The organism is Mitsuaria sp. CC2, assembly GCF_048957715.1.
In the GTDB taxonomy this organism is placed as follows: domain Bacteria; phylum Pseudomonadota; class Gammaproteobacteria; order Burkholderiales; family Burkholderiaceae_C; genus Roseateles.
Window position 1 is genome coordinate 298,882 of the sequence record NZ_JARVXN010000005.1, and the last position, 23,627, is coordinate 322,508.

The 23,627-nt window shown below is 67.6% G+C and carries 24 protein-coding genes and 1 tRNA gene; 16 read left to right on the forward strand and 9 right to left on the reverse strand.

The annotated features are described in order from the left end of the window. Positions 1–80: 80 nt before the first annotated feature. Both PV762_RS03860 and PV762_RS03865 read right to left on the reverse strand, forming a co-directional pair. The gene (locus PV762_RS03860; protein WP_421033689.1) at positions 81–1,475 is read right to left on the reverse strand and encodes a TolC family protein; all 1,395 of its coding nucleotides are present in this window, start codon (positions 1,473–1,475) and stop codon (positions 81–83) included. 506 nt (positions 1,476–1,981) lie between these two features. Continuing rightward, positions 1,982–2,066: transfer RNA gene (locus tag PV762_RS03865), tRNA-Leu, on the reverse strand. 145 nt (positions 2,067–2,211) lie between these two features. On the opposite strand from PV762_RS03865, the gene cysM reads away from it, so the two are divergent. The 3 genes from cysM (at position 2,212) to PV762_RS03880 (ending at position 4,019) form a co-directional block, all read left to right on the forward strand. After that, entirely contained in the window at positions 2,212–3,141 is a 930-nt protein-coding gene (gene cysM, locus PV762_RS03870; RefSeq protein WP_421033690.1) for a cysteine synthase CysM, read from the forward strand. A 66-nt stretch (positions 3,142–3,207) separates the two neighbouring features. Then, positions 3,208–3,735, forward strand: a complete 528-nt coding sequence (locus tag PV762_RS03875; RefSeq protein ID WP_421033691.1) for an NUDIX domain-containing protein — start codon at positions 3,208–3,210, stop codon at positions 3,733–3,735. A gap of 56 nt (positions 3,736–3,791) precedes the next feature. Then, positions 3,792–4,019: a sulfurtransferase TusA family protein gene (locus tag PV762_RS03880; protein WP_421033692.1), complete on the forward strand. Its 228-nt coding sequence runs from the start codon at positions 3,792–3,794 to the stop codon at positions 4,017–4,019. 103 nt (positions 4,020–4,122) lie between these two features. Here the strand turns inward: PV762_RS03880 and galU are convergent, their stop codons facing one another. Next, on the reverse strand, positions 4,123–4,992 hold the full coding sequence (gene galU, locus PV762_RS03885) for a UTP--glucose-1-phosphate uridylyltransferase GalU (protein WP_421033693.1): 870 nt from the start codon (positions 4,990–4,992) through the stop codon (positions 4,123–4,125). A gap of 84 nt (positions 4,993–5,076) precedes the next feature. Here galU and PV762_RS03890 point away from each other — a divergent pair, with 84 nt between their 5' ends. After that, positions 5,077–6,051 carry an NAD(P)-dependent oxidoreductase gene (locus tag PV762_RS03890; protein ID WP_421033694.1) on the forward strand — a complete coding sequence of 325 codons (975 nt, stop codon included), beginning with the start codon at positions 5,077–5,079 and terminating at the stop codon, positions 6,049–6,051. On the opposite strand, the gene PV762_RS03895 is transcribed toward PV762_RS03890, so the two are convergent. Beyond that, positions 5,993–8,851 (reverse strand): valine--tRNA ligase, encoded by a 2,859-nt coding sequence (locus PV762_RS03895; protein WP_421033695.1) that lies wholly within the window; start codon positions 8,849–8,851, stop codon positions 5,993–5,995. The two genes, PV762_RS03890 and PV762_RS03895, sit on opposite strands and share 59 nt — an antisense overlap. A gap of 740 nt (positions 8,852–9,591) precedes the next feature. On the opposite strand from PV762_RS03895, the gene PV762_RS03900 reads away from it, so the two are divergent. The 9 genes from PV762_RS03900 to PV762_RS03940 all read left to right on the forward strand — a co-directional run bounded on the left by PV762_RS03900 (position 9,592) and on the right by PV762_RS03940 (position 16,505). Continuing rightward, positions 9,592–9,969, forward strand: coding sequence for a hypothetical protein (locus tag PV762_RS03900; RefSeq protein WP_421033696.1), 378 nt, complete (start codon positions 9,592–9,594; stop codon positions 9,967–9,969). After that, positions 9,969–10,292: a 4Fe-4S binding protein gene (locus PV762_RS03905; RefSeq protein ID WP_421033697.1), complete on the forward strand. Its 324-nt coding sequence runs from the start codon at positions 9,969–9,971 to the stop codon at positions 10,290–10,292. Before PV762_RS03900 ends, PV762_RS03905 begins: the two co-directional genes overlap by 1 nt. Continuing rightward, positions 10,270–10,980 (forward strand): response regulator transcription factor, encoded by a 711-nt coding sequence (locus PV762_RS03910; protein WP_421033698.1) that lies wholly within the window; start codon positions 10,270–10,272, stop codon positions 10,978–10,980. The genes PV762_RS03905 and PV762_RS03910 overlap by 23 nt, the downstream gene beginning before the upstream one ends. Beyond that, complete coding sequence (locus PV762_RS03915) at positions 10,977–12,146, forward strand: sensor histidine kinase (RefSeq protein WP_421033699.1); 1,170 nt, start codon at positions 10,977–10,979, stop codon at positions 12,144–12,146. Before PV762_RS03910 ends, PV762_RS03915 begins: the two co-directional genes overlap by 4 nt. 271 nt (positions 12,147–12,417) lie before the next feature. Continuing rightward, entirely contained in the window at positions 12,418–13,113 is a 696-nt protein-coding gene (locus PV762_RS03920) for a hypothetical protein (RefSeq protein WP_421033700.1), read from the forward strand. Positions 13,114–13,198: 85 nt separating this feature from the next. Beyond that, on the forward strand, positions 13,199–13,882 hold the full coding sequence (locus PV762_RS03925; protein ID WP_421033701.1) for a response regulator transcription factor: 684 nt from the start codon (positions 13,199–13,201) through the stop codon (positions 13,880–13,882). Continuing rightward, entirely contained in the window at positions 13,854–15,338 is a 1,485-nt protein-coding gene (locus PV762_RS03930; RefSeq protein ID WP_421033702.1) for a sensor histidine kinase, read from the forward strand. The genes PV762_RS03925 and PV762_RS03930 overlap by 29 nt, the downstream gene beginning before the upstream one ends. A 29-nt stretch (positions 15,339–15,367) precedes the next feature. Further along, entirely contained in the window at positions 15,368–15,625 is a 258-nt protein-coding gene (locus tag PV762_RS03935) for a hypothetical protein (protein WP_421033703.1), read from the forward strand. A gap of 82 nt (positions 15,626–15,707) precedes the next feature. Beyond that, positions 15,708–16,505: an N-acyl homoserine lactonase family protein gene (locus PV762_RS03940; protein ID WP_421033704.1), complete on the forward strand. Its 798-nt coding sequence runs from the start codon at positions 15,708–15,710 to the stop codon at positions 16,503–16,505. Between the two features lie 33 nt (positions 16,506–16,538). On the opposite strand, the gene PV762_RS03945 is transcribed toward PV762_RS03940, so the two are convergent. The 4 genes from PV762_RS03945 to PV762_RS03960 all read right to left on the reverse strand — a co-directional run bounded on the left by PV762_RS03945 (position 16,539) and on the right by PV762_RS03960 (position 21,403). Next, positions 16,539–17,363 carry a helix-turn-helix domain-containing protein gene (locus PV762_RS03945; protein ID WP_421033705.1) on the reverse strand — a complete coding sequence of 275 codons (825 nt, stop codon included), beginning with the start codon at positions 17,361–17,363 and terminating at the stop codon, positions 16,539–16,541. A gap of 32 nt (positions 17,364–17,395) precedes the next feature. Beyond that, positions 17,396–18,163 (reverse strand): lipase secretion chaperone, encoded by a 768-nt coding sequence (locus PV762_RS03950; protein WP_421033706.1) that lies wholly within the window; start codon positions 18,161–18,163, stop codon positions 17,396–17,398. A gap of 17 nt (positions 18,164–18,180) precedes the next feature. Next, positions 18,181–19,044, reverse strand: coding sequence for an alpha/beta hydrolase family protein (locus PV762_RS03955; RefSeq protein ID WP_421033707.1), 864 nt, complete (start codon positions 19,042–19,044; stop codon positions 18,181–18,183). 145 nt (positions 19,045–19,189) lie between these two features. Then, a complete protein-coding gene (locus PV762_RS03960) occupies positions 19,190–21,403 on the reverse strand; it encodes an OsmC domain/YcaO domain-containing protein (RefSeq protein ID WP_421033708.1) in 2,214 nt (737 codons plus the stop codon). Positions 21,404–21,491: 88 nt separating this feature from the next. Here PV762_RS03960 and PV762_RS03965 point away from each other — a divergent pair, with 88 nt between their 5' ends. The 3 genes from PV762_RS03965 (at position 21,492) to PV762_RS03975 (ending at position 23,018) form a co-directional block, all read left to right on the forward strand. Beyond that, complete coding sequence (locus PV762_RS03965; RefSeq protein ID WP_421033709.1) at positions 21,492–21,953, forward strand: helix-turn-helix transcriptional regulator; 462 nt, start codon at positions 21,492–21,494, stop codon at positions 21,951–21,953. Between the two features lie 88 nt (positions 21,954–22,041). After that, positions 22,042–22,455, forward strand: a complete 414-nt coding sequence (locus PV762_RS03970) for a VOC family protein (protein WP_421033710.1) — start codon at positions 22,042–22,044, stop codon at positions 22,453–22,455. Between the two features lie 185 nt (positions 22,456–22,640). Next, positions 22,641–23,018 carry a DUF1801 domain-containing protein gene (locus PV762_RS03975; protein ID WP_421033727.1) on the forward strand — a complete coding sequence of 126 codons (378 nt, stop codon included), beginning with the start codon at positions 22,641–22,643 and terminating at the stop codon, positions 23,016–23,018. 65 nt (positions 23,019–23,083) lie between these two features. On the opposite strand, the gene PV762_RS03980 is transcribed toward PV762_RS03975, so the two are convergent. Further along, the gene (locus PV762_RS03980; protein WP_421033711.1) at positions 23,084–23,503 is read right to left on the reverse strand and encodes a VOC family protein; all 420 of its coding nucleotides are present in this window, start codon (positions 23,501–23,503) and stop codon (positions 23,084–23,086) included. Positions 23,504–23,627: the final 124 nt, after the last annotated feature.

Sequence of the window (23,627 nt, forward strand, 5' to 3'; positions counted from 1 at the left end):
CGGTCTGCAGGGGGAGGGGCGGTCCCGGCCGGCCTGCGTCAGGCGGCGAGGGGCCGAAGCGACGGGCGTGATGCGCGGCGTCAGCGGGAGGGGAATGCGTCGGTCTTTACGGATGCGAGGTCCGTGCTGCCGCGCCATTGGCCGATATCGGCCAGCAGTTTCAAGCGCGCGGCGTGCCACAGCGATTCACATTGCGCCTGGGATTCCAAGGCATCGCTGAGAGCGTTCTGGGCATTGATCAATTCGAGAATGTCGCCGACGCCTCGTTGATAGCGGTTGTCGGCTGATTCGAGGGCGGCATTGGCGGTATCCAGCAGCTGCTTCGAGGCATCCAGTGATGCCCGTGAGGAGCGGACATCCGATACGGCGGTGACGAGTTCGCTCAATACCTGCTGTTCGACGTCGACGACCTGCGCTTCGGAGGTCTGCGCCTGCGCGCGAGCGCGCTGGACCTGGTACTTGTTGGAATATCCGTCGAATATGGGAATATTCACGGTGAATCCGGCGGAGAGGGTGCTTGAACGACCGGCGGCGGGCACCTGGTTCGACGATCCATTGCGCTGATGGGACAGGCTGAAATCGACCGTGGGCCGCCCCTGGGAGAGCGTTGCCGAAACCTTCCGGTTGTCGGCGTCACGCTGCGCGCGTGCCGCCAGGATGGCCGGATGATTCAGGCGGGCGTCGTCCAGCAGGGCGGCCAGCTCGGGCAGGGGCGTGTCGTCGACGGATTGGGGACGAGGCGGCAGGGTGAGCGGTGTACCCACAGCTGCGCCGATCACGTAGCCCAGGGAGGAAAAGGATTTGTCCACGTCCGACTGGGCACGTTGACGGGCCAAGCGCGCGCGGGCCAGCGCGGTTTCAGCCTGGAGCGTGTCGCTGCGGCCGGCGATGCCCCGCTCCTCGCGACGTTCTGCAGCCGCCAGCGTGCGGGCGGCCTGGCGGGCGGCCTGCTGTCTTGCCTCCAGGGTGGCCCGAGCCTGCAGCGCGGCGAAATAGGCCTGGATGGTTTCGTCGACTGTCTTGCGCACGGCGTCGTCGCGGCTCGCGACCGCCGCCGCCAACTGGCTGTCGGCGGAGGACTGGTTGGCCGCGCGTTCGCCGAAATCGAACAGGCGCCAGTTCACGCCGACGGATCCGCCCAGGCCGCGCATCCGGCTCGTCGCATCGATGGTGCCGGGCGTGCGTGTCGTGGAGTCCTGAGCGAGCAGGCTGGCGTTGACGGTCGGCAGCGAGGCGGCGCGGGCGATGCCGACCTCGGCGGTGCGCGCCTGAACGGCTTGCCAGGCCGTGGCTGTCTTGATGTTGCGGCAAAGCGCGGCGTCGACGGCGGCGGCCAGCGTCAACGGCGCGCCCGAATCGTCCGGGATCTCGCACCCGGGGAATTCGGCGCTTCGCGCTGCGGGAGCGATCAGGAGCCACGCGATGGCGGCGATGCCGGTCGAGCGGCGCCAGTGCCGGATGAATCGTGCGTCCATGTCTCAGTTCCTCCGCGCCGTGGCGCGAATGTGTCGGACATCGGCAGACGTCCGGGTTGCTGGAACGGTTGAACGCTGCGTCCGCGGTGTTCAACCATGGGACGCATTAGATTCATGTCAGGCCCTCAGATAAATAGGCCGGTCGAGTTTGTTCGAATGAAACTTCCGGGTCTGTGAAGATTATCCGAAATGGATGGCTTTGCGGGCTGATTTGGCTGATTTATCAGAACTTGCTATTGCTGGTCGGGGAGATGTCGACGGTATTGGATAAGGCGGGGCCAGTATTGAGGTGGCGGTTGATTAGGGTTGCGTAGCGTGGCCGGGTAAGTGATTAAATTGAGTCGGCCTCATAGTTAATATGAGCTAGCAAATATGATGAGGTCGTCGACTCAAACCGGACGACAACGCTGGAGGAAGACCGGCACACCAGCGGTAGGCCTGACGAGAGGAGGGGAAAGGGATGGGAGGAATGAAGCGCCGCGAGACGGCGCTGGGAAGCAAGAACCTGGTGCCCGGAGCCGGACTCGAACCGGCACACCTTGCGGCGGGGGATTTTGAGTCCCCTGCGTCTACCGATTTCGCCATCCGGGCGGCACGGTTTTGCTTCTTCTGATGGTCGCCGTGGGCGACCGTCGGTGCGGCTGGTGACCGTTGACGTGGAAGCAACGGAGAGCCGCGAAATCAGAAAGCCATTATGCCACGCAAGACCTGACCTCCACTGAGAGAATGCGTGGTTATGAGTGATGCAAGCGCCTTCGACCCCACGAGCTATCCGACCCTGGAAGATGTCATCGGCAACACGCCGCTGGTGCGACTGCAGCGGGTGCTCGGTCCTGAACTGGCTGCGCGCGGCAACGTGCTGCTGGCCAAGCTGGAGGGGAACAACCCCGCGGGGTCCGTGAAGGACCGTCCGGCCATCAGCATGATCCGGCGCGCCGAAGAGCGCGGCGAAATCAAGCCCGGTGACACGCTGATCGAGGCGACCTCCGGCAATACCGGCATCGCGCTGGCAATGGCAGCGGCGATCCGCGGCTATCGCATGGTGCTGATCATGCCGGAGGACCTGTCGATCGAACGTGCCCAGACGATGAAGGCCTTCGGAGCGGAACTGATCCTGACGCCGCGCTCCGGCGGCATGGAGTACGCCCGCGATCTGGCAGAACAGATGCAGCGCGACGGCAAGGGACGGGTGCTCGACCAGTTCGCCAACAGCGACAACCCGCGCATCCACTACGAGACCACAGGGCCGGAGATCTGGCGCGACACCGGCGGACGGATCACGCACTTCGTCAGCGCCATGGGCACGACCGGCACCATCACCGGCGTCTCTCGTTTCCTGAAGGAGCAGAACCCGGACGTGCGCATCGTCGGCGCGCAACCGGCCGAAGGGTCACGCATTCCCGGCATCCGCAAGTGGCCGGCGGCGTATCTGCCGAAGATCTACCGCCCCGAAACCGTCGACGAACTCGTGCTGGTCGGTCAGTCGGACGCGGAAGACATGGCCCGCCGTCTGGCCCGCGAGGAAGGGCTGTTCGGCGGCATCTCGGCAGCCGGCGCTTGCTGGGTCGCGATGCAGATCGCGCGCCAGGTTTCGAACGCCACGATCGTGTTCGTCGTCTGCGACCGCGGGGACCGGTATCTGTCGACCGGCGTCTTCCCCGCCTGACGCCACGCGGCCAATCAGGGATGATGGCTGCTCCGCGACACGCTGGTGCTTTCGCGCCCACGCCCCATGAGCTTCCGCTTCTGCCCGCAATGCGCCAGTGAACTCGTTTGGATCGAGCTGCCGGAAGACGGTGGTCCCAAGACCCGGCTGCGTTGCCCGAACTGCGACTTCACTCACTGGAACAATCCGACGCCCGTGCTGGCCGCGGTCGTCGAATGCGTCGACCGCGAGGGGCAGGTCTTGCTCGCGCGCAACGCGGCGTGGCCGGTACCGTTCTTCGGCCTGATCACCGGCTTCATGGAGGCCGGCGAGACGCCCGAAGAAGGCATCCAGCGCGAGGTGCTGGAGGAAACCTCGCTGGAGGCGCTCGGCGCGACGCTGATCGGCGTCTACGACTTCCAGAAGAAGAACCAGGTGATCATCGCGTACCACGTGCCCGCGCGCGGGCGGGTCACGCTGTCGCCGGAACTGGTCGAGTACACGTTGACACCGCCGGATCAACTCGAATGCTGGCCGGCAGGCACCGGCCAGGCGCTGGCCGACTGGTTGCGCGGACGCGGCATCGAACCGAAGTGGATGGCGCCTCGCAGCTGAGGGGGCTGACTAGAATCTGCTTCATCGCCCCGGTCATCGGCGGCAAGGACGCTCTCATGGACATTGACAAGGAACTCGACACCCGCGGCCTGAACTGCCCGCTGCCCATCCTCAAGGCCAAGAAGGCCTTGGCGGAGATGGAAAGCGGTCAACTGCTGAAGGTCGTCGCGACAGATCCCGGCTCGACGCGCGACTTCCAGGCCTTCGCGCGGCAGACCGGCAATGAACTGGTCGAGCAGACCGCGGCCGGCGACGAGTTCATCCACGTGCTCAAGCGACGCTGACGTCCGGATACGCCTGGAAACGAAGAAGGCCACGCGATGCGTGGCCTTCGTCCTTCATGACGCGGCAGTGACGGGAAGTCCTACCGTCAGAAGTTCAGCGCGGTCAGATTTCCAGGGCCTTGAGGTACTCGCGGAAGCTGGCGCCGAGTTGCGGGTGATCCAGCGCGAGTTCGACGTTGGCCTGCAGGAAACCTTCCTTGCTGCCGCAGTCGTAGCGCTTGCCTTCGTAGCGGAAGGCAAAGACCTTCTCGCGACGCATCAGTGCCGCGATGCCGTCGGTCAGCTGGATCTCGCCGCCGACGCCGCGCGGTTGCGTGGCGATCTCGCGGAACACGCCCGGCGTCAGGATGTAGCGGCCGGCCACGCCCAGGCGCGACGGGGCGTCCTCGGGGGCGGGCTTCTCGACCATGTGGGTGAGATCCATGAGGCGGTCGCTGATCGGCGCGCCGGCCACGATGCCGTAGCGCTTGGTGTGCTCGGCCGGCACTTCCTGGACCGCCAGGATGGACGCCTGCCACTCGGAGAACTGGTCCACCATCTGCTTGAGCACCGGCGGCTTGCCGACCATCAGGTCGTCGGCCAGCAGCACGGCGAAGGGCTCGTTGACGACGACGCACTGCGCGCACAGCACCGCGTGGCCCAGGCCGAGGGCCTTGGGTTGGCGGATGTAGATGCACTCCATGTCGTCGGGCTTGATCGAATGGACCATTGCCAGCAGTTCTTTCTTGCCGGCCGCTTCCAGTTCGGTTTCGAGTTCGAAGGCGGTGTCGAAATGATCCGGAATGGCGCGCTTGTTACGCCCGTTCACGAAGATCATCTGACGGATGCCCGCCGCGTAGGCTTCTTCGACCGCGTACTGGATCAGCGGCTTGTCGACCACGGGCAGCATCTCCTTGGGCTGCGCCTTGGTGGCGGGTAGAAAGCGTGTGCCGAGTCCAGCAACCGGGAAGATTGCCTTGTTGATGAGGGCCATTTACGTACACTCCGACGGTAATTGCGCCGGCATTCTTGCACGGCACAGCTGAAAGAAAATCAAACAAACCTCTCCAAACCACTCATGTCAGTGCTAGTCCTGGAACCGCTGGAGGCCGACATCCTGGAATGGATGGCGGAACGCCACGTCATCCAGGCCGCGCCCGATCTGGCGGAGGCGCCGCTGACCTTGAGAGAGCATGTTGCGCAGGCCCAGGCAATTTTCTTGCCCGCCTCGATTGCACTGGATGCGGAACTGGTCCGCCGTGCCCCCCGCTTGAGGGCCGTGGGCCGCATCGGCGCCGGTGCGGAGAACATCGATCTCGAAGCCTGCCGTGCCGCCAACATCGAGGTGGTGCGTGCGCCGACCGCGGCGGCCTCGGCGGAGGCCGAATTCGTCATCGGCGCATTGCTGGCGCTGCTGCGCCGGGTGCCGGTGCAGGGCGCGGACGGGAGCTGGGTCGGGAGAGAGCTCGGATGCGCGACGGTCGGCCTGGTGGGGCTGACGCCCTCGGCGCGCCAGTTGGCGACGCTGCTGCCGGCCTTTGGTGCGCGCGTGATCGGCTACGACCCCAGCCTGCACCATGCCGACCCACTCTGGGGGCAGTGGGGCATCGAGCCGTACGGGCTGCGCGAGCTGATGCAGGCCGCCGATGCGGTCAGCGTTCAACTGGCCTACTTCCCGCGTTACCGAGGCCTGATCGGCGAGCGGGTGCTGAACTTTTGCAAGCCGTCGCAGGTGCTGGTGTCGACCTCGCACTCGGCGCTGTTCGACGAACAGGCACTGGCGGATGCGTTGCAGGCCGGCCGACTGCTGGCCGTCTGGCTGGATCTGATGGAGCCCGGCCTCATGGAGACCGGGCGACCCTTGCACGGCGTCCCTGGATTGCAGGTCACGCCGAGGATCGCGGCGACGACCCGGGAATCCCGGATGCGCGCCGCGTGGAGCGTGGCGCGGCGGATCGCGGAGATCCTGGCCACGCCCGCCGTCCAGCCTGAGTTCAGGCCGACCCACCCAGGCGTGCTGCCTGATCTTTTAGCCGAACCACGGTGGCGCTGAAGTCGGCGATGCGCTGACGTTCCTGCTCCACGACCGCCGCCGGCGCGCGCGCCACGAAGCCCTCGTTGTCCAGCTTGGCCCTGGCCTTGGCGACCTCGCCTTCCAGACGGGCGATCTCCTTGGCGATCCGGGCCTGCTCGGCCGCGACGTCGATCTCCACCTTCAACGCCAGCCGCGCCGCACCGTGCACCAGCACGGGCGACATCGCGCTCTGCGTGTTGAACGCGGTCTCGTCCTCGATCAGTTCGACACTCTGCAGCTTGGCGAGCACCTTCAGCGCGGGCGCCGCCTCGCGCAGGAAGGACAGGTCACCGCCGGCCAGCAGCGGCACGCGGTCGGATGGACTCAGGCCCATCTCGCCGCGCAGGCTGCGGCAAGTGCCGACCACCGACTTCAACTGCTCGACCCAGGCGACGGCCTGCGCGTCGATGCGTTCCGGCTGGGCAACCGGATAGGCGGCCGTCACCAGGTAGTCGGTGGACTTGCGTCCCGCGATGGGGGCGACGGTCTGCCACAGCTCCTCGGTGATGAAGGGCGCGATCGGGTGCAGCAGGCGCAGGATGGTTTCCAGCACGCGGATCAGCGTGCGACGCGTGGCGCGCTGCGCGGCCTCGTTGCCCTCGGCCTGCGCGGTCTGCAACTGCACCTTGGCCAGTTCCAGGTACCAGTCGCAGTACTCGTCCCAGACGAAGGAATAGATCGCGTTGGCGACCTGGTCCAGGCGGTAGTCCGCGAAACCCTGCGCGACCGCCTGTTCGACCTTCTGCAACTCGCTGGCGATCCAGCGGTCGGCCTGCGAGAACTGCAGGTAGCCGTGGGCGCTGCCGCCGGGGGCGCATTGCTCCTTCGTGTGCTCGACCAGGCCGCAGTCCTGGCCTTGCGTGTTCATCAAGACGAAGCGCGTGGCGTTCCACAGCTTGTTGCAGAAGTTCCGGTAGCCCTCGCAGCGCTTGCTGTCGAAGTTGACGCTGCGCCCCAGCGTCGCCATCGCCGCGAAGGTGAAGCGGAGCGCGTCGGCGCCGTAGCCGGGAATGCCTTCGGGGAATTCCTTCTCCGTGGCCTTGCGGACCTTGGGGGCGGTCTCGGGCTTGCGCAGGCCCTGTGTGCGCTTGTCCAGCAGCGGGCCCAGCTCGATGCCGTCGATCAGGTCGACCGGGTCGAGCACGTTGCCCTCGGACTTGCTCATCTTCTTGCCCTGCGCGTCCAGCACCAGGCCGTGGATGTACACATGCCTGAAAGGCACCCGGCCGGTGAAGTGCGTCGTCATCATGATCATCCGGGCAACCCAGAAGAAGATGATGTCGTAGCCGGTGACGAGCACCGACGACGGCAGGAAGAGGTCCTGTTCGAGCGTCTTCGCGGGCCACCCCAGCGTCGAGAAGGGCACCAGCGCCGACGAATACCAGGTGTCCAGCACGTCCTCGTCGCGCTTCAGCGGGCCGGTGTAGCCGGCGGCGGTGGCCTTGGCCTGCGCCTCGGCCTCGTCATGGGCGACGAAGATCTCGCCGTCCGTGCCGAACCAGGCCGGGATCTGGTGACCCCACCACAGCTGGCGCGAGATGCACCAGTCCTGGATGTTGCCCATCCACTGGTTGTAGGTGTTGACCCAGTTCTCGGGAACGAACGTCACCTCGCCGCTGGCGACGACGTCGATCGCCTTCTGTGCGATGGACTTGCCGTCCCGGCCCGGCTTGCTGGTGGCGACGAACCACTGGTCCGTCAGCATCGGCTCGACGATCTGGCCCGTGCGGGTGCAGCGCGGCACCATCAACTTGTGCTTCTTGACCTCGATCAGCAGGCCCTGGTCCTCGAGCGCCTTGACGATCAGCTTGCGCGCGGCGAAGCGGTCCAGGCCGCGGTACTCGGCGGGGATCTCGTCCATCGTGTCCACGACGGTCGCATCCAGCGTGAAGATCGTCAGCATCGGCAGCTTGTGGCGCTGCCCGACCTGGTAATCGTTGGTGTCGTGCGCGGGCGTGACCTTGACGACGCCGGTCCCGAATGCCTTGTCGACGTAGTCGTCGGCGATCACGGGCACCAGGCGGCCCGTGAGGGGCAGCTTCACCTGCCGGCCGATGAGGTGCTTGTAGCGTTCGTCCTCGGGGTGGACCATGACGGCGGTGTCGCCCAGCATGGTTTCCGGACGCGTGGTCGCGACGACCAGCGATTCATCGCCCTCTGCCATCGGATAGCGGATGTGCCACAGCGAGCCGTCCTCCTCCTCGCTCTCGACCTCGAGGTCGGAGACGGCGGACTTCAGGACCGGGTCCCAGCTCACCAGGCGCTTGCCGCGGTAGATCAGGCCCTCGTCGAAGAGCTTGACGAAGGTGTCGACGACGACGGGCGAGAGCTTCTCGTCCATCGTGAAGTACTCGTGGCCCCAGGACACCGAGTCGCCCATGCGGCGCATCTGCTGGGTGATGGTCGAGCCGGACTGCTGCTTCCACTCCCAGACGCGGGCGACGAAGTTCTTGCGGCCGAGGTCGTGCCGGCTCTGTCCCTGGCCCTGCAGCTGGCGCTCCACGACGATCTGCGTGGCGATGCCGGCGTGGTCGGTGCCGGGGACCCACAGCGTGTTGTGGCCGCGCATGCGGTGGTAGCGCGTCAACGAGTCCATGATGGTCTGGTTGAACGCGTGGCCCATGTGCAGCGTGCCCGTCACGTTCGGCGGGGGCAGCTGGATGCTGAACGACGGCTTGGCCGGATCGAGCGTCGGCTCGTAGAGGCCCTTGGACTCCCACAGCGGGCCCCAATGGGCTTCAAGAGAGGCGGGTTCGAAGGACTTGGCGAGTTCGGTCATGGGGCGCGCCGCCTTGCAGCGGTGTCATCTGGGCGAGGGACAAGGTGAGCCCACGATTGTAGGGCGGCGAAACCCCGCGACGCCCCGGCCGGGTGCCCGGAGACGGGGGACACCGCAGAGCGGGGCTGAGGTGGGGCAGAGAGGGGGCAGAGAGGGGATGCGACCCCACCGAAAGGGAGATGTCGATATCCATGTCGATATTCATGTCGATATCCGAGTCCCTGGCGCGTCGTGTCAGCGGAGACGCCTGTCGACGCCGCGTTTCGCCCGGTTCCCCCCTTGGAGGCATTCCCTCGGACAGGGCAACGGCGATACAAAACGAAAAACAGCGATACCGCGGTGAGATGCCCTGGCGAGAGGGCATGGGAATCATGGCGACATGGATTCACCGCCCGGACACCCGGGCTTTACCGAGGAATTGCAACATGCATCTGTTTCGACGCTGGAGCCACCCCCATGAACGTCAGCACGCTCACTTCGACCACCCTGGTCGTTTCAGTCCTGTCGGCCCTGTGTGTGACGACGGCTTCTACGGCCCGCTGCCCGTCACCGGCCCCTGGTACCGCTTCGGCGGTTTCGGCGGCTTCCCCTGGGGGTGGGGCGGTCTTGGATACGGCCATGGTCGGGGGCATGGCCGGCATGGACATGGATGCGGGGATGGACGCGGACACGGTCGCCACGGCCACCACGGTCGCCATGGTCACCACGGCGGTCATGGGTGGGACGGCTTCGGCGGGAGCGTGGGACCCGATGCCCACCACGCCGGTCGCGGCGAGAGGCTGCAAGCCCGGGCCCGCGCCTTTCTGGACCTGAGCGACAGCCAGTCCGGACTGCTGGAGCGGCTGATCACCCAGCTCGCGACCTCGCGACGCGCGCTCAAGGCGCTGGCGCGCGGCCCGGAGGTCGCCCGGCTCGTCGACAGCGAGAATTTCCGGCGCGATGAGGCGCAGGAGCTCTTCGACGGCCAGATCGAGGCGCTGCGGGCGACCGGCCCGGCGCTGGTGGCCGCCTTCGGCGACTTCTTCGACGCCCTGGACTTCGACCAGCAGCAGATGCTGCGCTTCCTGCTGCGGCGCCTGCGCCGCCGGGCGGGGCGCGCCGACGAACGGAGCCGCTGATGGACAGCCGCGATTGCAGGCAGCCGCCGGGGCTGCTGCGGCCGGTCATCGACCGCAACCGCTGCGAGGGAAAGGGCGACTGCGTCGAGGTCTGCCCTTACGGCGTCTTCTCGGTCGGCACCTTGCCCATCGACCGGCGCAAGGAACTGAACCTGTTCGGCAAGCTGCGGGGTTACGCGCACGGCTGGCAGCAGGCCTTCACGCCGAACGCCGACGTGTGCCGCGCCTGCGGCCACTGCGTGAAGGCCTGTCCGGAACGGGCGATCACGCTGGTCCGGCACGGCCACAATGGACGTCACGATGCATCGATTGCTGCTGATTGACGACGACGAGGCGCTGGCCGCGCCGCTGGCGAGCTACCTGGCCCGTTTCGATTTCGCGCTGAGTGCGGTCACGCGGCCCAGCGCCGCGCTCGCGCGGCTGGCCGAGGAGCGCTTCGACGCGCTGATCCTGGACGGCATGCTGCCGGAGATGGACGGGTTCGCGTTCTGCAAGCGCGTGCGCGGCGGCACGGAGCCCTGGCGCGAAATCCCCATCCTGATGCTGACCGCGCGCGGCGACCTGACCGACCGCGTGGTCGGCCTGGAACTCGGCGCGGACGACTACCTGGCCAAGCCCTTCGAACCGCGCGAACTGGCCGCGCGGCTGCAGACCATCCTGCGGCGCACGCGGTTGGCGCCGGCTGCGGCCGTGCCGGCGACCGTGCTGCGCTTCGCGGGCCTGGAGATCGACACCGCGCGCCGCGTCGTGACCGTGGCGGCGGGGGGCGTCGAGTTGACCAGCACTGAATATGAGCTGCTCCTGATGCTGGCCCGTGAGCCGGGCCGCGTGTTCTCGCGCGACGAGATCCTGAACCGGCTGCGCGGCCAGGAGGCCGACCTCTACACACGGGCCGTGGACATCCTGGTGAGCCGGATGCGCCGCAAGCTCGAACCGCTGGAGGCGCTCAAGACGCTGCGCAACGCGGGGTACTGCTTCGCGCTGCCGGCGGCGGGCGAGGGGGACGCATGAGAGATCCTCGCCATCCGTACGACCATTGGCACGATCCCCGGAGCGGGCCGGAAGGCCACCGCGACGCGTGGCGGCACAGGATGCGGCAGGCCCGTCGCCAGCACAAGCTCGAAAAGCTGCGCCGCTGGGCGGAGATGGAGGCCAAAGGCATTCCGTTCCCGCGCGAGCGTGGCTGGCGCTGGCACATGCGGGCGCGAAACCGGTGGCACCAGCGCTGGCACCGGCACCACGCGCAGTTCAATCACTCGCTGGGCGCGCGGCTGATCGCGATCTTCGTCGTGTTGTCCTGTGCGGTCATAGGCATCCTGTGGGCCTCGATGCAGGTCGAGTACGGCCTGCTGTGGGCGGTGCCGCTCCTGCTGCTGGTGACAGGTCTTGCCTACGGGGGCATCCGTCACATGGTGGGGCCGCTGCGCGAACTGGCGGCCGGCGCGGAGGCTTTCGGGCGGGGCGATCTCGAGCATCGCGTGCCGATCCGTCACCGTGACGAGATCGGCGACCTTGCGCACCGCTTCAATCAGATGGCGGAAGACATCCAGGCGATGCTCGACGGCAAGCGCGCGCTGCTGCTGGCGATCAGCCATGAGTTGAGAAGCCCGCTGACACGGGCGCGGCTGCATGCGGAGCTGGTCGACGAGGGGGCGTCGAAGGCGTCGCTGCTGGACGAGCTCGCCCAGATGCGGGACTTGATCTCCGCGTTGCTGGAGAGCGAGCGGCTGGGCAGCGGCCACCGCGCGTTGCAGGTCGCCGACTGCCACCTCGGTGCGCTGGTGCGCGAGCAGGACCAGCCCGGCGTGGCGCTGCGCGTGGACCGCGACCTGCCGGTGCTGAAGCTTGATCGGATGCGGGTCCAGCTGCTGCTGCGGAACCTGGTGCACAACGCGTTGCGGCACAACGATCCGGAGGTCGGCCCCGTGATGGTGACCGTCGAGCGTGATGGAGACGGCGCGACGCTCACCGTGCGCGATCACGGCTCGGGTGTACCGCCGGAGGTCCTGTCGCAGCTCGGCCAGCCGTTCTTCCGGCCGGACGAGGCGCGGGCGCGCAGCGAAGGCGGCGTCGGATTGGGCCTCTCGCTGTGCCGGCTCGTCGCCGAGGCGCATGGCAGTCGTCTGGTGCTGCGCAACGCGCAGCCGGGATTCGAAGCGTTGGTGCGATTCCCCTGATGCGAATCCTGATGCAGTTGCCCTGATCTCAGGGCGGCTCACTCATGAAAGTGGCACCTGACGATTCGCCTACCGAGACGGGTCGGTCCCCCTGCGAGAACCCGTGTGGCGCCGACGCCAACGATTTCATCGAATCGATTTCATTGATCTTTTCGTGGCCGGCCTGGCCGATGTCGCGAGGAAGATCCATCTCCCGCGTCGTCAGGCGCGGTCCATGTCATCCCGATGAAGGTGATGTTGATGAATTGATCCGATCTGACTGGAGTTGTCCATGTCCTCGATGTCCTTTTCTCATGCCGGTGCGTCCGGTCCCTCCGCCACCGCTGCTGCGGCCCGTTTCCGCGGTCCCGCCGGCGTCCACCCGAGCCTCGACGACGAACTCGACGACGATCCCGGTGCCGAGCTCGCCGCACGGGCCCTGGACTCGGATGCCCGCGCTTTCGCCGCCGCCGCTGCCTCGGTCGCCGGCAGCGGCGAACCTCCCGCGCCGCCGCCGTTCCCGCCGGTTTCCGCGGCGGGCGGATCCGCTGCCTCGGGTCCGCGCCGCACGAGGACGCTGTTCATGCAGCGCCGCCTCATGGAGCTCCGTCCGCTGCTGCGCCTGAACGGCGAGGAGTTCGAAGCCTTCCTCTACCAGTCGCGCATGTACCCGTCGCTGAGCCGTTTCGCGGCCGGCAGCGTCGAGTACTTCGTGCCGCGGCGCGACATCACGGTGGGTCTGGCGATGAAGACGCTGCGCGAACGCATCGAGCACGCGGCGGTCATCGCCGAGCTGGTCTGCCGCCTCAAGCGCGACGACGAGGAGGACGGGGCGCTGTGCAACGACGACGAGGCGGTCGTCGCCTCCGCCGCGATCCGCGACGACCTGCGCGAGGCGCTGGGCATGCTCGGCGTCTATGAGCAGGCGATCCGCGATGGCGTGGCGGTGGTGCAGTACCACGAGCCGGTGGCGGACGAGGCCCGGTAAGGCACGGTAAGGCACGGTAAGGCGCGGGTAAGTCGGGGCGGAAGAGGATGCGCGCTTAACATCCGCATTTCCGCCCCCGCTGCCCATGAATCGAATCGCCCTCGTCGAGGATCACGTCCGGCTGGCCGACCTGATCCGTCAGGCGCTCCAGGCCGCCGGCATTCCGACCGATGTCTTCCACGCGATGGAGCCTGCCTGGGTGGCGCATCGCGATGTCGGTTACGCCGCGCTGGTCATCGACCGCGGGCTGCCGGACGGCGACGGGCTGGCGCTGGTCAAGCGCCTGCGCGCCGCGCATCAAGGAACGCCCTGCCTGATGCTGACGGCACGTGACGCGCTGCATGACCGCATCGACGGGCTCGAGTCCGGAGCAGATGACTACCTCGCCAAACCCTTCCCGATGGAGGAACTGGTGGCGCGCGTGCGGGCGCTGATGCGCCGATCCGTCGCCGTACGGCCGCCGCGGGCGGTGTTCGGCGACATCGAGGTGGTGATCGAGGAAGCCTTGCTGGTGCGCGGCGAGGGGTCGGTGGCGCTGGCGCCGGCGGAACTTCAGATCGCGATCGCGCTGGTGCAGCAGCAGGGGCGCACGGTGCGGCGCGCGGCGCTGGAGGCGGCGGCCTGGGGTTTGTCGGAGGCGGTGACGCCCAACGCGCTCGACGTCGCGCTGCATCGGCTGCGCAAGAAGCTGAGCTCGCTCGGGTCGGAGCTGCGCATCGTCAATCTCAGGAATCACGGGTATGCGCTTCAAGATGCGGTGGCCGAATAGCCTGCGCAACCGCGTGCTGGCGGTGCTGGCCGCGAGCATGGTGCTGAGCGCGGTGCTGGTTGCCCTCGCGTCGACCGTGCTGTGGGAGCCCTTCACGCGCTGGGTGCTGCGTGACCAGATCGAGGACAACGGCCAGCAGATCGCGGAGCATCTGAGCTTCGACGCGCAAGGCCGCCCCATGGGCATCGACGAGACGAAGATCGAGCCGTGGATGTTCCGCAGCCTGAAGGACGAACTGATGCTGCGCGTGGCGGACAGGGACGGAAACGTGGCCTACTCGTCCGACGGACCACGGGTCTCGATCGCGCCCGATGGCAAGCGCTTTGAGCCGCGTCGCCAATCTTTCGTCTTCACGCGCGACGGCGTCGCGATGCACGGGGCCACCGTGCCCTTCGATCACGAGGGGCGACGGTGGTACGTCCAGTTCGCCGTCACCGATCGGATGGTGCTGCAGATGCGGGAGTCGATCGGCCTGGACGTCTTCCGCCAGGGCGTGATCGCGCTGGGCGCGACCTTCGTGCTGATCTTCCTGATCACGATCCATGTGGCGCTGCGGCAGGCCTTGAAACCGGTGCGGGCGGCCTCCGGCGCGGCGCGGCGCATCGCGCCGAGAACGCTCGCCGAGCGTCTGCCGACCACCGACCAGCCGCGCGAACTGCGTCCGCTGGTCGAGGCCTTCAACGCGGCGCTGGATCGGCTGCAGGGCGGATTCAAGACGCAGCAGGAGTTCCTGTCGAACGCCGCGCACGAGCTGAAGACGCCGCTGGCGCTGATCCGCGCGCAGGTGGAGCAGGCAGAGGCGGGTGCCTGGCGCGACCAGATCCTGGACGATGTCGACCGTGTCGCGCGTCAGGTGCAGCAGTTGCTGCTGCTGGCCGAGGCCAGCGAACAGCGCAACTATCGCGTCGAGGCGATGGATCCGACGCCGGCGTTGCGAGAAGTGTTCGACTTCATGGAGCGCGTGGCCGCGCGGCACGGCGTGACCCTGGGCCTGCATTTGAGTCCCTCGCTCCGTGCCTGGCACGCGGATCGCGGAGCGCTCTTCACGCTGCTGAAGAATTTGCTGGAGAACGCGATCCAGCACAGCCCGCCGGAGAGCGTGGTCGCGCTGATGGCGGGGCCGGACGGCTTTACCGTCGCGGACCAAGGCCGGGGCGTGGCGGAGAAGGACCTGCCGCGCATCTTCGAGCGCTTCTGGCGCGGCGCCGACCGGCGGGAGCAGGGCGCGGGACTGGGGCTGGCGATCTGCACCGAGATCGCGGCGGCGCACGGCTGGCGGCTGAGCGCGCACGGGCGGGTGCCGGGGCCGGGATTGGAGGTGCGTTGCGAGATGGCGCCAACGACCGATCCCGCAACGACCGACCCCGTGGCAGGCGCTATCCTGCCGGCATGCAACACGTCCCTCGACTCAGCGCCGTCAGCGGCGCAACGGCCCTCGCGGTCGTTCTCTGTCTGACCGCCTGCCAGAGTCTGCAGCCTGAGCAGGTGGCGGACGATTGGGCTCAGGCGGCGGACGCCATCTCCGTCTTCAGCACCGAACAGGAGGCGACCGCTGTGGCCACGGGGCATCCGGGCGCCGTGCCCCGGACGCTCGTCGTCGAGGCGGACCTGGTCGTGATCGGACGCCGGACGTGCGATGCGGGCGCAGTCCAGGTCAAGACGCGGGATGGCTCGATGGGATGGTCCCTGGCGACGTCGCTCAAGAACCTCGGGCCGTGCCTGCTCCCTGCCGCGCACGGCTGAGGAGGCCGTTTTGCGTTCGCAAGGGGCCGGGCCCACGCCGGACCGCTTCATGGCTATCATCCGCCCGATCAAGGAGACGGACATGAAGACACGCTTCTGGTTGGCGCTCACCGCAGGCGCACTTTTCTCGCTGTCGGTGGCAGCCCAGGAGGTCACGTTGACGCGGCTCGACTGCGGCAACGGGACCAACGACCCGCGGCGCTTCAGCGACACCTTCGCCTATACCGAGACGAGCAAGCCCTTCACCTTCAGCTGCTACGTCATCCGGCACGGCTCGGACGTGATGGTCTGGGACACCGGCTACCTGCCCGGCTCCGTGCCCAACGCGACCAACAAGCCGCTGGGCGATCTGCTCAAGCAGATCAAGATCGATCCCGCGGACGTGAAGTTCGTCGGCATCAGCCACTTCCACGCCGACCACACCGGCCAGGTGAGCCTGTTCAAGAACGCGACGCTGTTGATCGGCAAGGCCGATTGGGAGGCCATCAACGCGACGCCGCCCATGGCCGGCGCCAACGCGAAGGGCTTCACCGAGTGGATCGCCGAGAAGCGCAAGGTCGAGCCGCTCAGCGCGGACAAGGACGTCTTCGGCGACGGCACCGTGATGGTCCTGCGCGCGCCGGGGCACACGCCGGGCCACAGCATCCTGCTGGTGCGCCTCAAGGAGATGGGCCCGGTGATCCTCAGCGGCGACTCTGTCCACTTCCACGAGAACTACGAGCACGACGGCGTGCCCGGCTTCAACGACGACCGCGCGCAGACGCTCGCCTCGATCCAGCGCGTCAAGCAGATCGAGAAGAACCTGAAGGCGACGGTCATCATCCAGCACGACCCGCGCGACATCGGCAAGCTGCCGGCGTTCCCGGCCGCGGCGAAGTAGCCCGCCGCAACGCGAAGACCATCGGGCGCCGGGTCAGATCCCGGTGGCCCCTTGAAGGCTGACCCGCTGCCGCCAGGCATGGTCCACCTGACCCTCCTGCGCGCCACGGTGCTGACTGAAGTAGCGAGAGGGGCAGTCGCCGTAACAGCGCACCCAGACTTTCGCCAGATGAGCGGAGTCCGCGAACCCGGACGCCTGCGCGATGGCGGTGAGCGCTCTTCCACTGCCGAAGAACATCGCCGCGCGCTGGATCTTCACCGCCAGCGCGTACTGCCGCGCCGAGATGCCCAGGGACTTCAGGAATCCGCGCGAGGCCTGCGCGGCGGACATCCCCACCGGCGCGCCCAGCGTCGCCAGGTCCTGCGCCGGATCGAGCCGCAGGCCGGCCATCATCTGCAGCACGCGCGGGTCCAGCGGCTGATGCGGTGAGACGCTGTCGGCCACGCTGCCCACCAGCATCTGCACCGAGGCCTGCAGCCTTCTTCCGCTCAGCGCATAGGACGCAAAGGCGGACGCGCAATCCAGCAGGCCGGCGAAGTGCTGCTCGTCCAGCACGCGGACCGGCGCGCGATCCGACCAGCGGCTGAAGGTGTTGTAGCGCGGATGAGTCGGCTCGAGGTCGATCAGCACCGCCGGTTGTCCGCCGGAGTCGATGGCGCGCGTCGAGAACGGCCGCACCGCCACCAGCCGTCCCGACCAGTGCTGCCCGGCGACGCTGACGCGCAGCGGCTGCGGCGTCAGCGCGCAGGCCAGCGTGACCGAGTGGCGCCGCACGCGCGAGCGCACGGCGCCGCTCGCGTAGATGAAGCTGTCCCCCAACAGGCCCAAACGCGGGCCGACGAAGTTGCCAGACGTCATGAGGACATGCTGCGACCGGCGGCGTCGTCGCGTCAAGGCGGAACCGCGCTGCGCTCCTGGTCATAGCGCAGCTGCGCGCGCATCGCCTTCTCTTCCATGCTGCGCGCGGTGGACGTGTCCTCGCGCATGAGCTCCAGGATGCGACGCGCGACCGCGTCGTCCTGAGCGAACATCTCCCGGGCCGCTTCCGCGCCGAAGTGGGCGGCCCGAAGCGCCTGCATCGTCTGCAGTTGCGTGAGTCCTTCCTCGGGCACCAGCGGCGCCTGACCCGGTGGGAAGGCGGCGGCTTGCGCAGTCTGGTAGGCCTCGAACTGAGCGACCAGTTCGCGGGCTCGCGCCGCGGCCGGCGCCGGCAGATCCGCCACTTCCGCGTCCACGCGTGCGGCGAGGGCGTCGCCTTCGTTGAGCGCCAGCAGCGCCTCGGCGCGCAGTCGCATCGGCTGGTCGACGACGAGTCTCCCGCGGGCATCGGTGCGGAACACCCGACGGGAAGGATCAGCAAGACCTGGCCCCGGCGCCGAGGATGCCGACGCCGGTGACGACGTTGACATCGCCACGGGCGGCCAGGCGCCGTCGCCGCCTTCGGACGCCGACTGCGCGTCTGCGTTCGCGGTCGGGGCGGTGGCCGGCGCGGAGGCTCCGGCCATCCGCGACCAGGGGAAGTCCGTCTTCGGGTCATCGCCGGCTGCCGGCGCATGTGCCCCGGCGGCCAACCAGACGAGGAGCGCCACGGCACCCAGGCCGGCGGCAAAGGCCAGTGCGATGCGCCGGCCCCGGTGACGATCGGATGGGTGCGACATGGCGTCCTCCCTGCGGCTCAGTACGGGCAGTTCTGGTTGTAGCGATCGAAGACGAGGGCGGTGGCGTAGGCCGAATGCGCCGCGCCGCACAGGAACGGTGAGTAGCGCGTGTCCGCATCCACGAAACGCTTCATCCATGTCACCCCGTAGCGGCCGATCGGCGTGCTGGTGCTGTTGGGCGTGAAGTGGGTGGCGCCGTTGAGTTCCGCATAGGCCTTGAAGGTCGAGGCCGGCAGGCTGGCGTAGAAGGGCCGCGCATGGACGGCGACGGACGCCACCGTGTCGCCGTCGGCGCCGACGATGAGCGTCGGTACCCGCACCTGGGTGAAGCTGGTGCTGAGGTTCCACGGCGTCAGCGGCAGCGCGGCCTTCAGCGTCGGGTTGTCCTCGGCGGCGATCAGCGCGCCGCCGCCGCCCATCGAATGGCCGGCCACCGCCAGCCGGGTGCTGTCCACACGGCTTCGCACCGTGCTGCTGGCGCTGTTGACCACGTAATTCAGCGCCGCCATCAGCTGCGTGGCGCGGCTGGCGGGCTGGTCCAGCGTCGTGTTGGTGTTCATCGTGATCACGACCAGACCGTGCGTCGCCAGCCGGCGGCCCAGCCAGGCGATGCTGGACTGCGTGGCCGTGAAGCCCGGGCTGATGGCCACGACGCCGTAACGCCCGGCGGTGGTGGGGTAGTAGATCGTGCCGCCGCCGAAGCCGCGCGGCAGCGTGACGGTGCTGGTCGAGACTGCGAACGATCCCGCGGTGGCGTTGAGGCTGGCGGAGGTGGGATCCGGGCCGATCTGCGCCGAGGCATGACCTGCGGCGAAGGTGGCGAAGGCGACGCACAGGGCGGCGGCCCGCAGGGCGGTCCGCAGCGGAGCTCTCTGAGTCATGGTGTCTCCCTTGATGAGGCGCCCGTGCCGCGAGATGCGACAGGGCGGACCCAGTCTAGGAAGCGCACCGTCGGAGTGCCTTGTACGCAGCCGGGGGAGGAACCCCCTAGGATCGTTCAGGGAAAACCCGGGGGTGCACTGTGTTTCAACCCGCCGAGCGCTTGCGGGCTGCCGCGGCGGCGCGCGCCGTGTGCAGCTTGCGGTAGCTGTCGATCAGGCGGTGATGTCGATCCAGCCCTTCGAGCTTCATGCTCGTCGGCGTCAGGCCGTAGAAGCGCACGCTGCCGTCCGCTGATCCGAGCACGGCGTCCATGCGCTCGTCGCCGAACATCCGACGGAAGTTGGCCACGTAGTCACCGAGTGCCAGTTCGTCGTCCAGCAGCACTTCCAGCACCACGTTCACGGCTTGATAGAACAGGCCGCGCTCGACGGTGTTCTCGTTGTATTGCAGGAAGGCGCCGACCAGTTCCTGCGCCTCTTCGAGCTGCCCCAGCGCGAGATGGATCAGCAGCTTCAGTTCCTGGAGCGTCAGCTGACCCCACACCGTGTTCTCATCGAAGTCGATGCCGATGAGCGTGGCGATGTCGGTGTAGTCGTCGAGCTCGCTGTCCTCAAGGCGCTCCAGCAGCGCCGCCAACTGCTCATCGTCCAGCCGATGCAGGTTGAGGATGTCGGCGCGGAACGCCAATGCCTGGTTGGTGTTGTCCCAGATCAGGTCCTCGACCGGATAGATCTCCGAGTAATCCGGCACCAGGATGCGGCAGGCCGTCGCGCCGAGCTGGTCGTACACGGCCATGTAGGACTCCTTGCCCATGTCCTCGAGGATGCCGAACAGCGTGGCGGCCTCCTCGGCGTTCGAGTCGGCGCCCCGGCCGGAGAAGTCCCACTCGACGAACGCGTGATCCGCCTTGGCGCTGAAGAAGCGCCACGACACGATGCCGCTGGAGTCGATGAAGTGTTCGACGAAGTTGTTGGGCTCGGTGACGGCGTTGCTGGCGAAGGTGGGGCGGGGCAGGTCGTTCAGGCCTTCGAAGCTGCGACCCTGCAGCAGCTCCGTCAGGCTGCGCTCCAGCGCGACCTGCAGGCTCGGATGCGCGCCGAAGGAGGCGAACACGCCGCCCGTGCGCGGGTTCATCAGCGTCACGCACATCACGGGGTAGACGCCGCCCAGCGACGCGTCCTTCACCAGCACCGGGAAGCCCTGTTCCTCCAGGCTGCGGATGCCGGCCACGATGCCGGGGTACTTGTCCAGCACGGCCTGCGGCACGTCGGGGAGGGCGATCTCGCCTTCGAGGATCTCACGCTTGACGGCGCGCTCGAAGATCTCGGACAGGCATTGCACCTGCGCCTCGGCCAGCGTGTTGCCGGCGCTCATGCCGTTGCTGACGTACAGGTTCTCGACGAGGTTGGACGGGAACCAGACCACCTCGCCGTCGGAGCGGCGCACATACGGCAGCGCGCAGATGCCCCGCGCCACATTGCCGGAGTTGGTGTCGATCAGGTGCGAGGCGCGCAGTTCGCCGTCGGGGTCGTACCAGGCGAGGCAGCGTTCGTCGAGCAGCCCATCAGGGAGTGCATCGTCCGGGCCGGGCTTGAACCAGCGCTCATCGGGGTAATGCACGAACTCGGCGTTGGCGATGTCCTCGCCCCAGAACACGCCCGCGTAGAAGTGGTTGTTGTTCAGGCGCTCGATGTACTCGCCCAGGGCGGAGGCCAGCGCGCTCTCCTTGGTGGCGCCCTTGCCGTTGGTGAAGCACATCGGCGAATGCGCGTCGCGGATGTGCAGCGACCAGACGTTGGGCACCAGGTTGCGCCAGGAAGCGATCTCGATCTTGATGCCCAGATTGGCCAGGATCGCCGTCATGTTGGCGATGGTCTGCTCCAGCGGCAGGTCCTTGCCCGGGATGTAGGTCGCCGCCGTCGCATCCGGATTCAGTGTCAGCAGGGCCTGCGCGTCGGCGTCGAGGTTCTCGACCTCCTCGATCACGAACTCCGGCCCGGCCTGCACCACCTTCTTGACGGTGCAGCGGTCGATGGAGCGCAGGATGCCCAGGCGGTCCTTCTCGGAGATGTCCGCCGGCAGCTCGACCTGGATCTTGAAGATCTGCTGGTAGCGGTTCTCCGGGTCGACGATGTTGTTCTGCGAGAGGCGGATGTTCTCGGTCGGGATGTCGCGGGTGACGCAGTACAGCTTGACGAAGTAGGCCGCGCACAGGGCCGAGGAGGCCAGGAAATAGTCGAACGGGCCCGGCGCCGAGCCGTCGCCCTTGTAGCGGATGGGCTGGTCGGCGATCACCGTGAAGTCGTCGAACTTGGCTTCCAGGCGAAGCTTGTCGAGAAAGTTGACCTTGATTTCCATGCGATGACTCGTCTGCGGGTTATCCATCATTATCGCGGGCGTCAACCGCGAGCCCCGAGGAGACGGGGTCGGCGGATAGGATGTCCGGATGAGTTCTCCCGAGACTCCGGGCAGCCCCGACATCCCCGGCACCCGCCTGCGCGACCTGGCGCGCCTGCGGCGCGTGCGTGATCGGATCGACCGCGAGTACGCCCAGCCGCTGGACGTCGACGCACTCGCGTCGGGCATCGGCATGTCGGCCGGCCACCTCAGCCGGCAGTTCCGGCTGGCCTATGGAGAGTCGGTCTATTCGTACCTCATGACGCGCCGCATCGAGCGCGCGATGGCGCTGCTGCGCCGCGGCGACCTCAGCGTCACCGAGGTCTGCTTCGAGGTCGGGTGTTCCTCGCTGGGCACCTTCAGCACGCGTTTCGCCGAGCTGGTCGGCGTGCCGCCCAGCGTCTACCGCCGCGACTCCTCGGCCGAGGCGGAAGGCCTGCCGTCCTGCGTGGCCAAGCAGGTGACGCGTCCGATCAGGAATCGAGAAGCGCCGGGGAAATCGTCCCCCTAGACTGCGTTCCAAGGGTCCGGACCCCGGCGGCGACGGCCGCCAGCCCCGCCGCAAACAGCCTTCTGGCATCACTCATCTGGAGACAGACATGGACATCACCATCCACTCGACCTTCCTGCCGCACACCGACCCCGAGGAATCGCTGGCCTTCTACCGCGACGGGCTGGACTTCGAGATCCGCAAGGACGTCGCCTTCGGCGGCAATCGCTGGATCACGATCGGGCCGAAGGGCAAGCCGGACACGTCGATCGTGCTGTTTCCGCCGAACGCCACGCCGGGCCTCACCGACGAGGAGAAGCGCACCATCGCCGAGATGATGGCCAAGGGCACCTACGCGATGCTGCTGCTCGGCGCGAAGGACCTGGACGAGACCTTTCAGCGCCTGCAGTCGCAGGACGCGGAGATCGTGCAGGAGCCCACCGACCAGCCCTACGGCGTGCGTGACTTCGGTGTCCGCGACCCGGCGGGCAACATGATCCGTATCCAGCAGCTCAAGACCTGACCCCGGAGCGTCGCATGCCCAGCACCACCGATCCGAAGAAGAAGCCCTTGACCGGCGCCGCGAAAACGTCCGCCAAGCACGCCGCGACGTACGTGGCGAAGAAGGTCGTCAAGCCGGTCGCCAAGAGCACCTTCAGAAGCGCCGCGCCCAGCGACGACAACGTCCCCGGCGTGAACGCCTCCAAGATGATCGATGCCCGCATCGCGGAGCTCGCCGACTGGCGCGGCGAGATGCTCGCGCGGCTGCGCAAGCTGATGAAGCAGGCGGTGCCGGGCGTCGAGGAGACGTGGAAGTGGCGCGGCACGCCGGTGTTCGAGCGCAACGGCCAGATCTGCACCGGCGAGACCTACAAGGACGTCGTGAAGATGACCTTCGCGAAGGGCGCGAAGCTGGCGGATCCGGACAAGCTCTTCAACTCGAGCCTGGACGGCAACGCACGCCGCGCGATCGACATCCGCAAGGGCGAGAAGATCGACGAGACCGCGTTGAAGGCGCTGTTCCAGGCGGCCGCGGCGCTGAACGACGCGGCCGCGAAGCCGAAGAAGGCCAAGCCGGCGGCTTGAGTCCGCCGGCTCAGTGCTTCGACTTCGGCCTTCAGCTTTCAGTCGTCGATTTCAATCGTCGGACTTCAGCCCTGCTGGCTCGCGAAGGTCCTGCGGAACTCCGGTGCCGCGTCCTCGCGGGTGTTGACTTCGAGCATCAGCCGTCCCGGCATCCAGCAGAAGAAGCGCGAGCCGCGTGCATGCGAGATGAGCTCGGTCTCCATCGGCACGCCCGCGCCAAGCATGTCGGCGTGGATGCGTTGGAGGTCGGCCATCGTCGACACCTCCACGCCGATGTGGAAGTTGCCGGGCCAGGAGATGTCGCGATCACGGGCGTCCTCGATGACGATGTCGAGGGCGTCCTTCTTCACGACGCGACTGCGGCCCATCGCGAGCACGGCGAAGCCGAGGAAATGCTCGAAGAACGCGGCGGTGGCGGGGACGTCGTGAGAGGGGAAGCTCAGATGGTTGAGCGTGGAACGGACCGTCGTAGTGTGCGTAGTCATGGTATGCCTGTGCGCAAGCCGGCACGACGCTGAGGCGTCGGAATGCCAGTGGGGTTGCGCGTTGGCTGACGTAAACGCTTACGGCTCGGTGCGGGTCATGAAGACCGCGGAGCGATGCCATCGT

Coding starts and splice junctions, on each gene's coding strand:
- PV762_RS03920 (WP_421033700.1), top strand. CDS start 12,418: ATGTCCTCGATGTCCTTTTCTCATGCCGGTGCGTCCGGTCCCTCCGCC.
- PV762_RS03875 (WP_421033691.1), top strand. CDS start 3,208: ATGAGCTTCCGCTTCTGCCCGCAATGCGCCAGTGAACTCGTTTGGATC.
- PV762_RS03970 (WP_421033710.1), top strand. CDS start 22,042: ATGGACATCACCATCCACTCGACCTTCCTGCCGCACACCGACCCCGAG.
- PV762_RS03960 (WP_421033708.1), bottom strand. CDS start 21,403: ATGGAAATCAAGGTCAACTTTCTCGACAAGCTTCGCCTGGAAGCCAAG.
- PV762_RS03860 (WP_421033689.1), bottom strand. CDS start 1,475: ATGGACGCACGATTCATCCGGCACTGGCGCCGCTCGACCGGCATCGCC.
- PV762_RS03905 (WP_421033697.1), top strand. CDS start 9,969: ATGGACAGCCGCGATTGCAGGCAGCCGCCGGGGCTGCTGCGGCCGGTC.
- PV762_RS03965 (WP_421033709.1), top strand. CDS start 21,492: ATGAGTTCTCCCGAGACTCCGGGCAGCCCCGACATCCCCGGCACCCGC.
- PV762_RS03890 (WP_421033694.1), top strand. CDS start 5,077: ATGTCAGTGCTAGTCCTGGAACCGCTGGAGGCCGACATCCTGGAATGG.
- PV762_RS03980 (WP_421033711.1), bottom strand. CDS start 23,503: ATGACTACGCACACTACGACGGTCCGTTCCACGCTCAACCATCTGAGC.
- PV762_RS03910 (WP_421033698.1), top strand. CDS start 10,270: ATGCATCGATTGCTGCTGATTGACGACGACGAGGCGCTGGCCGCGCCG.
- cysM (WP_421033690.1), top strand. CDS start 2,212: ATGAGTGATGCAAGCGCCTTCGACCCCACGAGCTATCCGACCCTGGAA.
- PV762_RS03925 (WP_421033701.1), top strand. CDS start 13,199: ATGAATCGAATCGCCCTCGTCGAGGATCACGTCCGGCTGGCCGACCTG.
- PV762_RS03940 (WP_421033704.1), top strand. CDS start 15,708: ATGAAGACACGCTTCTGGTTGGCGCTCACCGCAGGCGCACTTTTCTCG.
- PV762_RS03945 (WP_421033705.1), bottom strand. CDS start 17,363: ATGACGTCTGGCAACTTCGTCGGCCCGCGTTTGGGCCTGTTGGGGGAC.
- PV762_RS03930 (WP_421033702.1), top strand. CDS start 13,854: ATGCGCTTCAAGATGCGGTGGCCGAATAGCCTGCGCAACCGCGTGCTG.
- galU (WP_421033693.1), bottom strand. CDS start 4,992: ATGGCCCTCATCAACAAGGCAATCTTCCCGGTTGCTGGACTCGGCACA.
- PV762_RS03895 (WP_421033695.1), bottom strand. CDS start 8,851: ATGACCGAACTCGCCAAGTCCTTCGAACCCGCCTCTCTTGAAGCCCAT.
- PV762_RS03880 (WP_421033692.1), top strand. CDS start 3,792: ATGGACATTGACAAGGAACTCGACACCCGCGGCCTGAACTGCCCGCTG.
- PV762_RS03950 (WP_421033706.1), bottom strand. CDS start 18,163: ATGTCGCACCCATCCGATCGTCACCGGGGCCGGCGCATCGCACTGGCC.
- PV762_RS03955 (WP_421033707.1), bottom strand. CDS start 19,044: ATGACTCAGAGAGCTCCGCTGCGGACCGCCCTGCGGGCCGCCGCCCTG.
- PV762_RS03915 (WP_421033699.1), top strand. CDS start 10,977: ATGAGAGATCCTCGCCATCCGTACGACCATTGGCACGATCCCCGGAGC.
- PV762_RS03975 (WP_421033727.1), top strand. CDS start 22,641: ATGATCGATGCCCGCATCGCGGAGCTCGCCGACTGGCGCGGCGAGATG.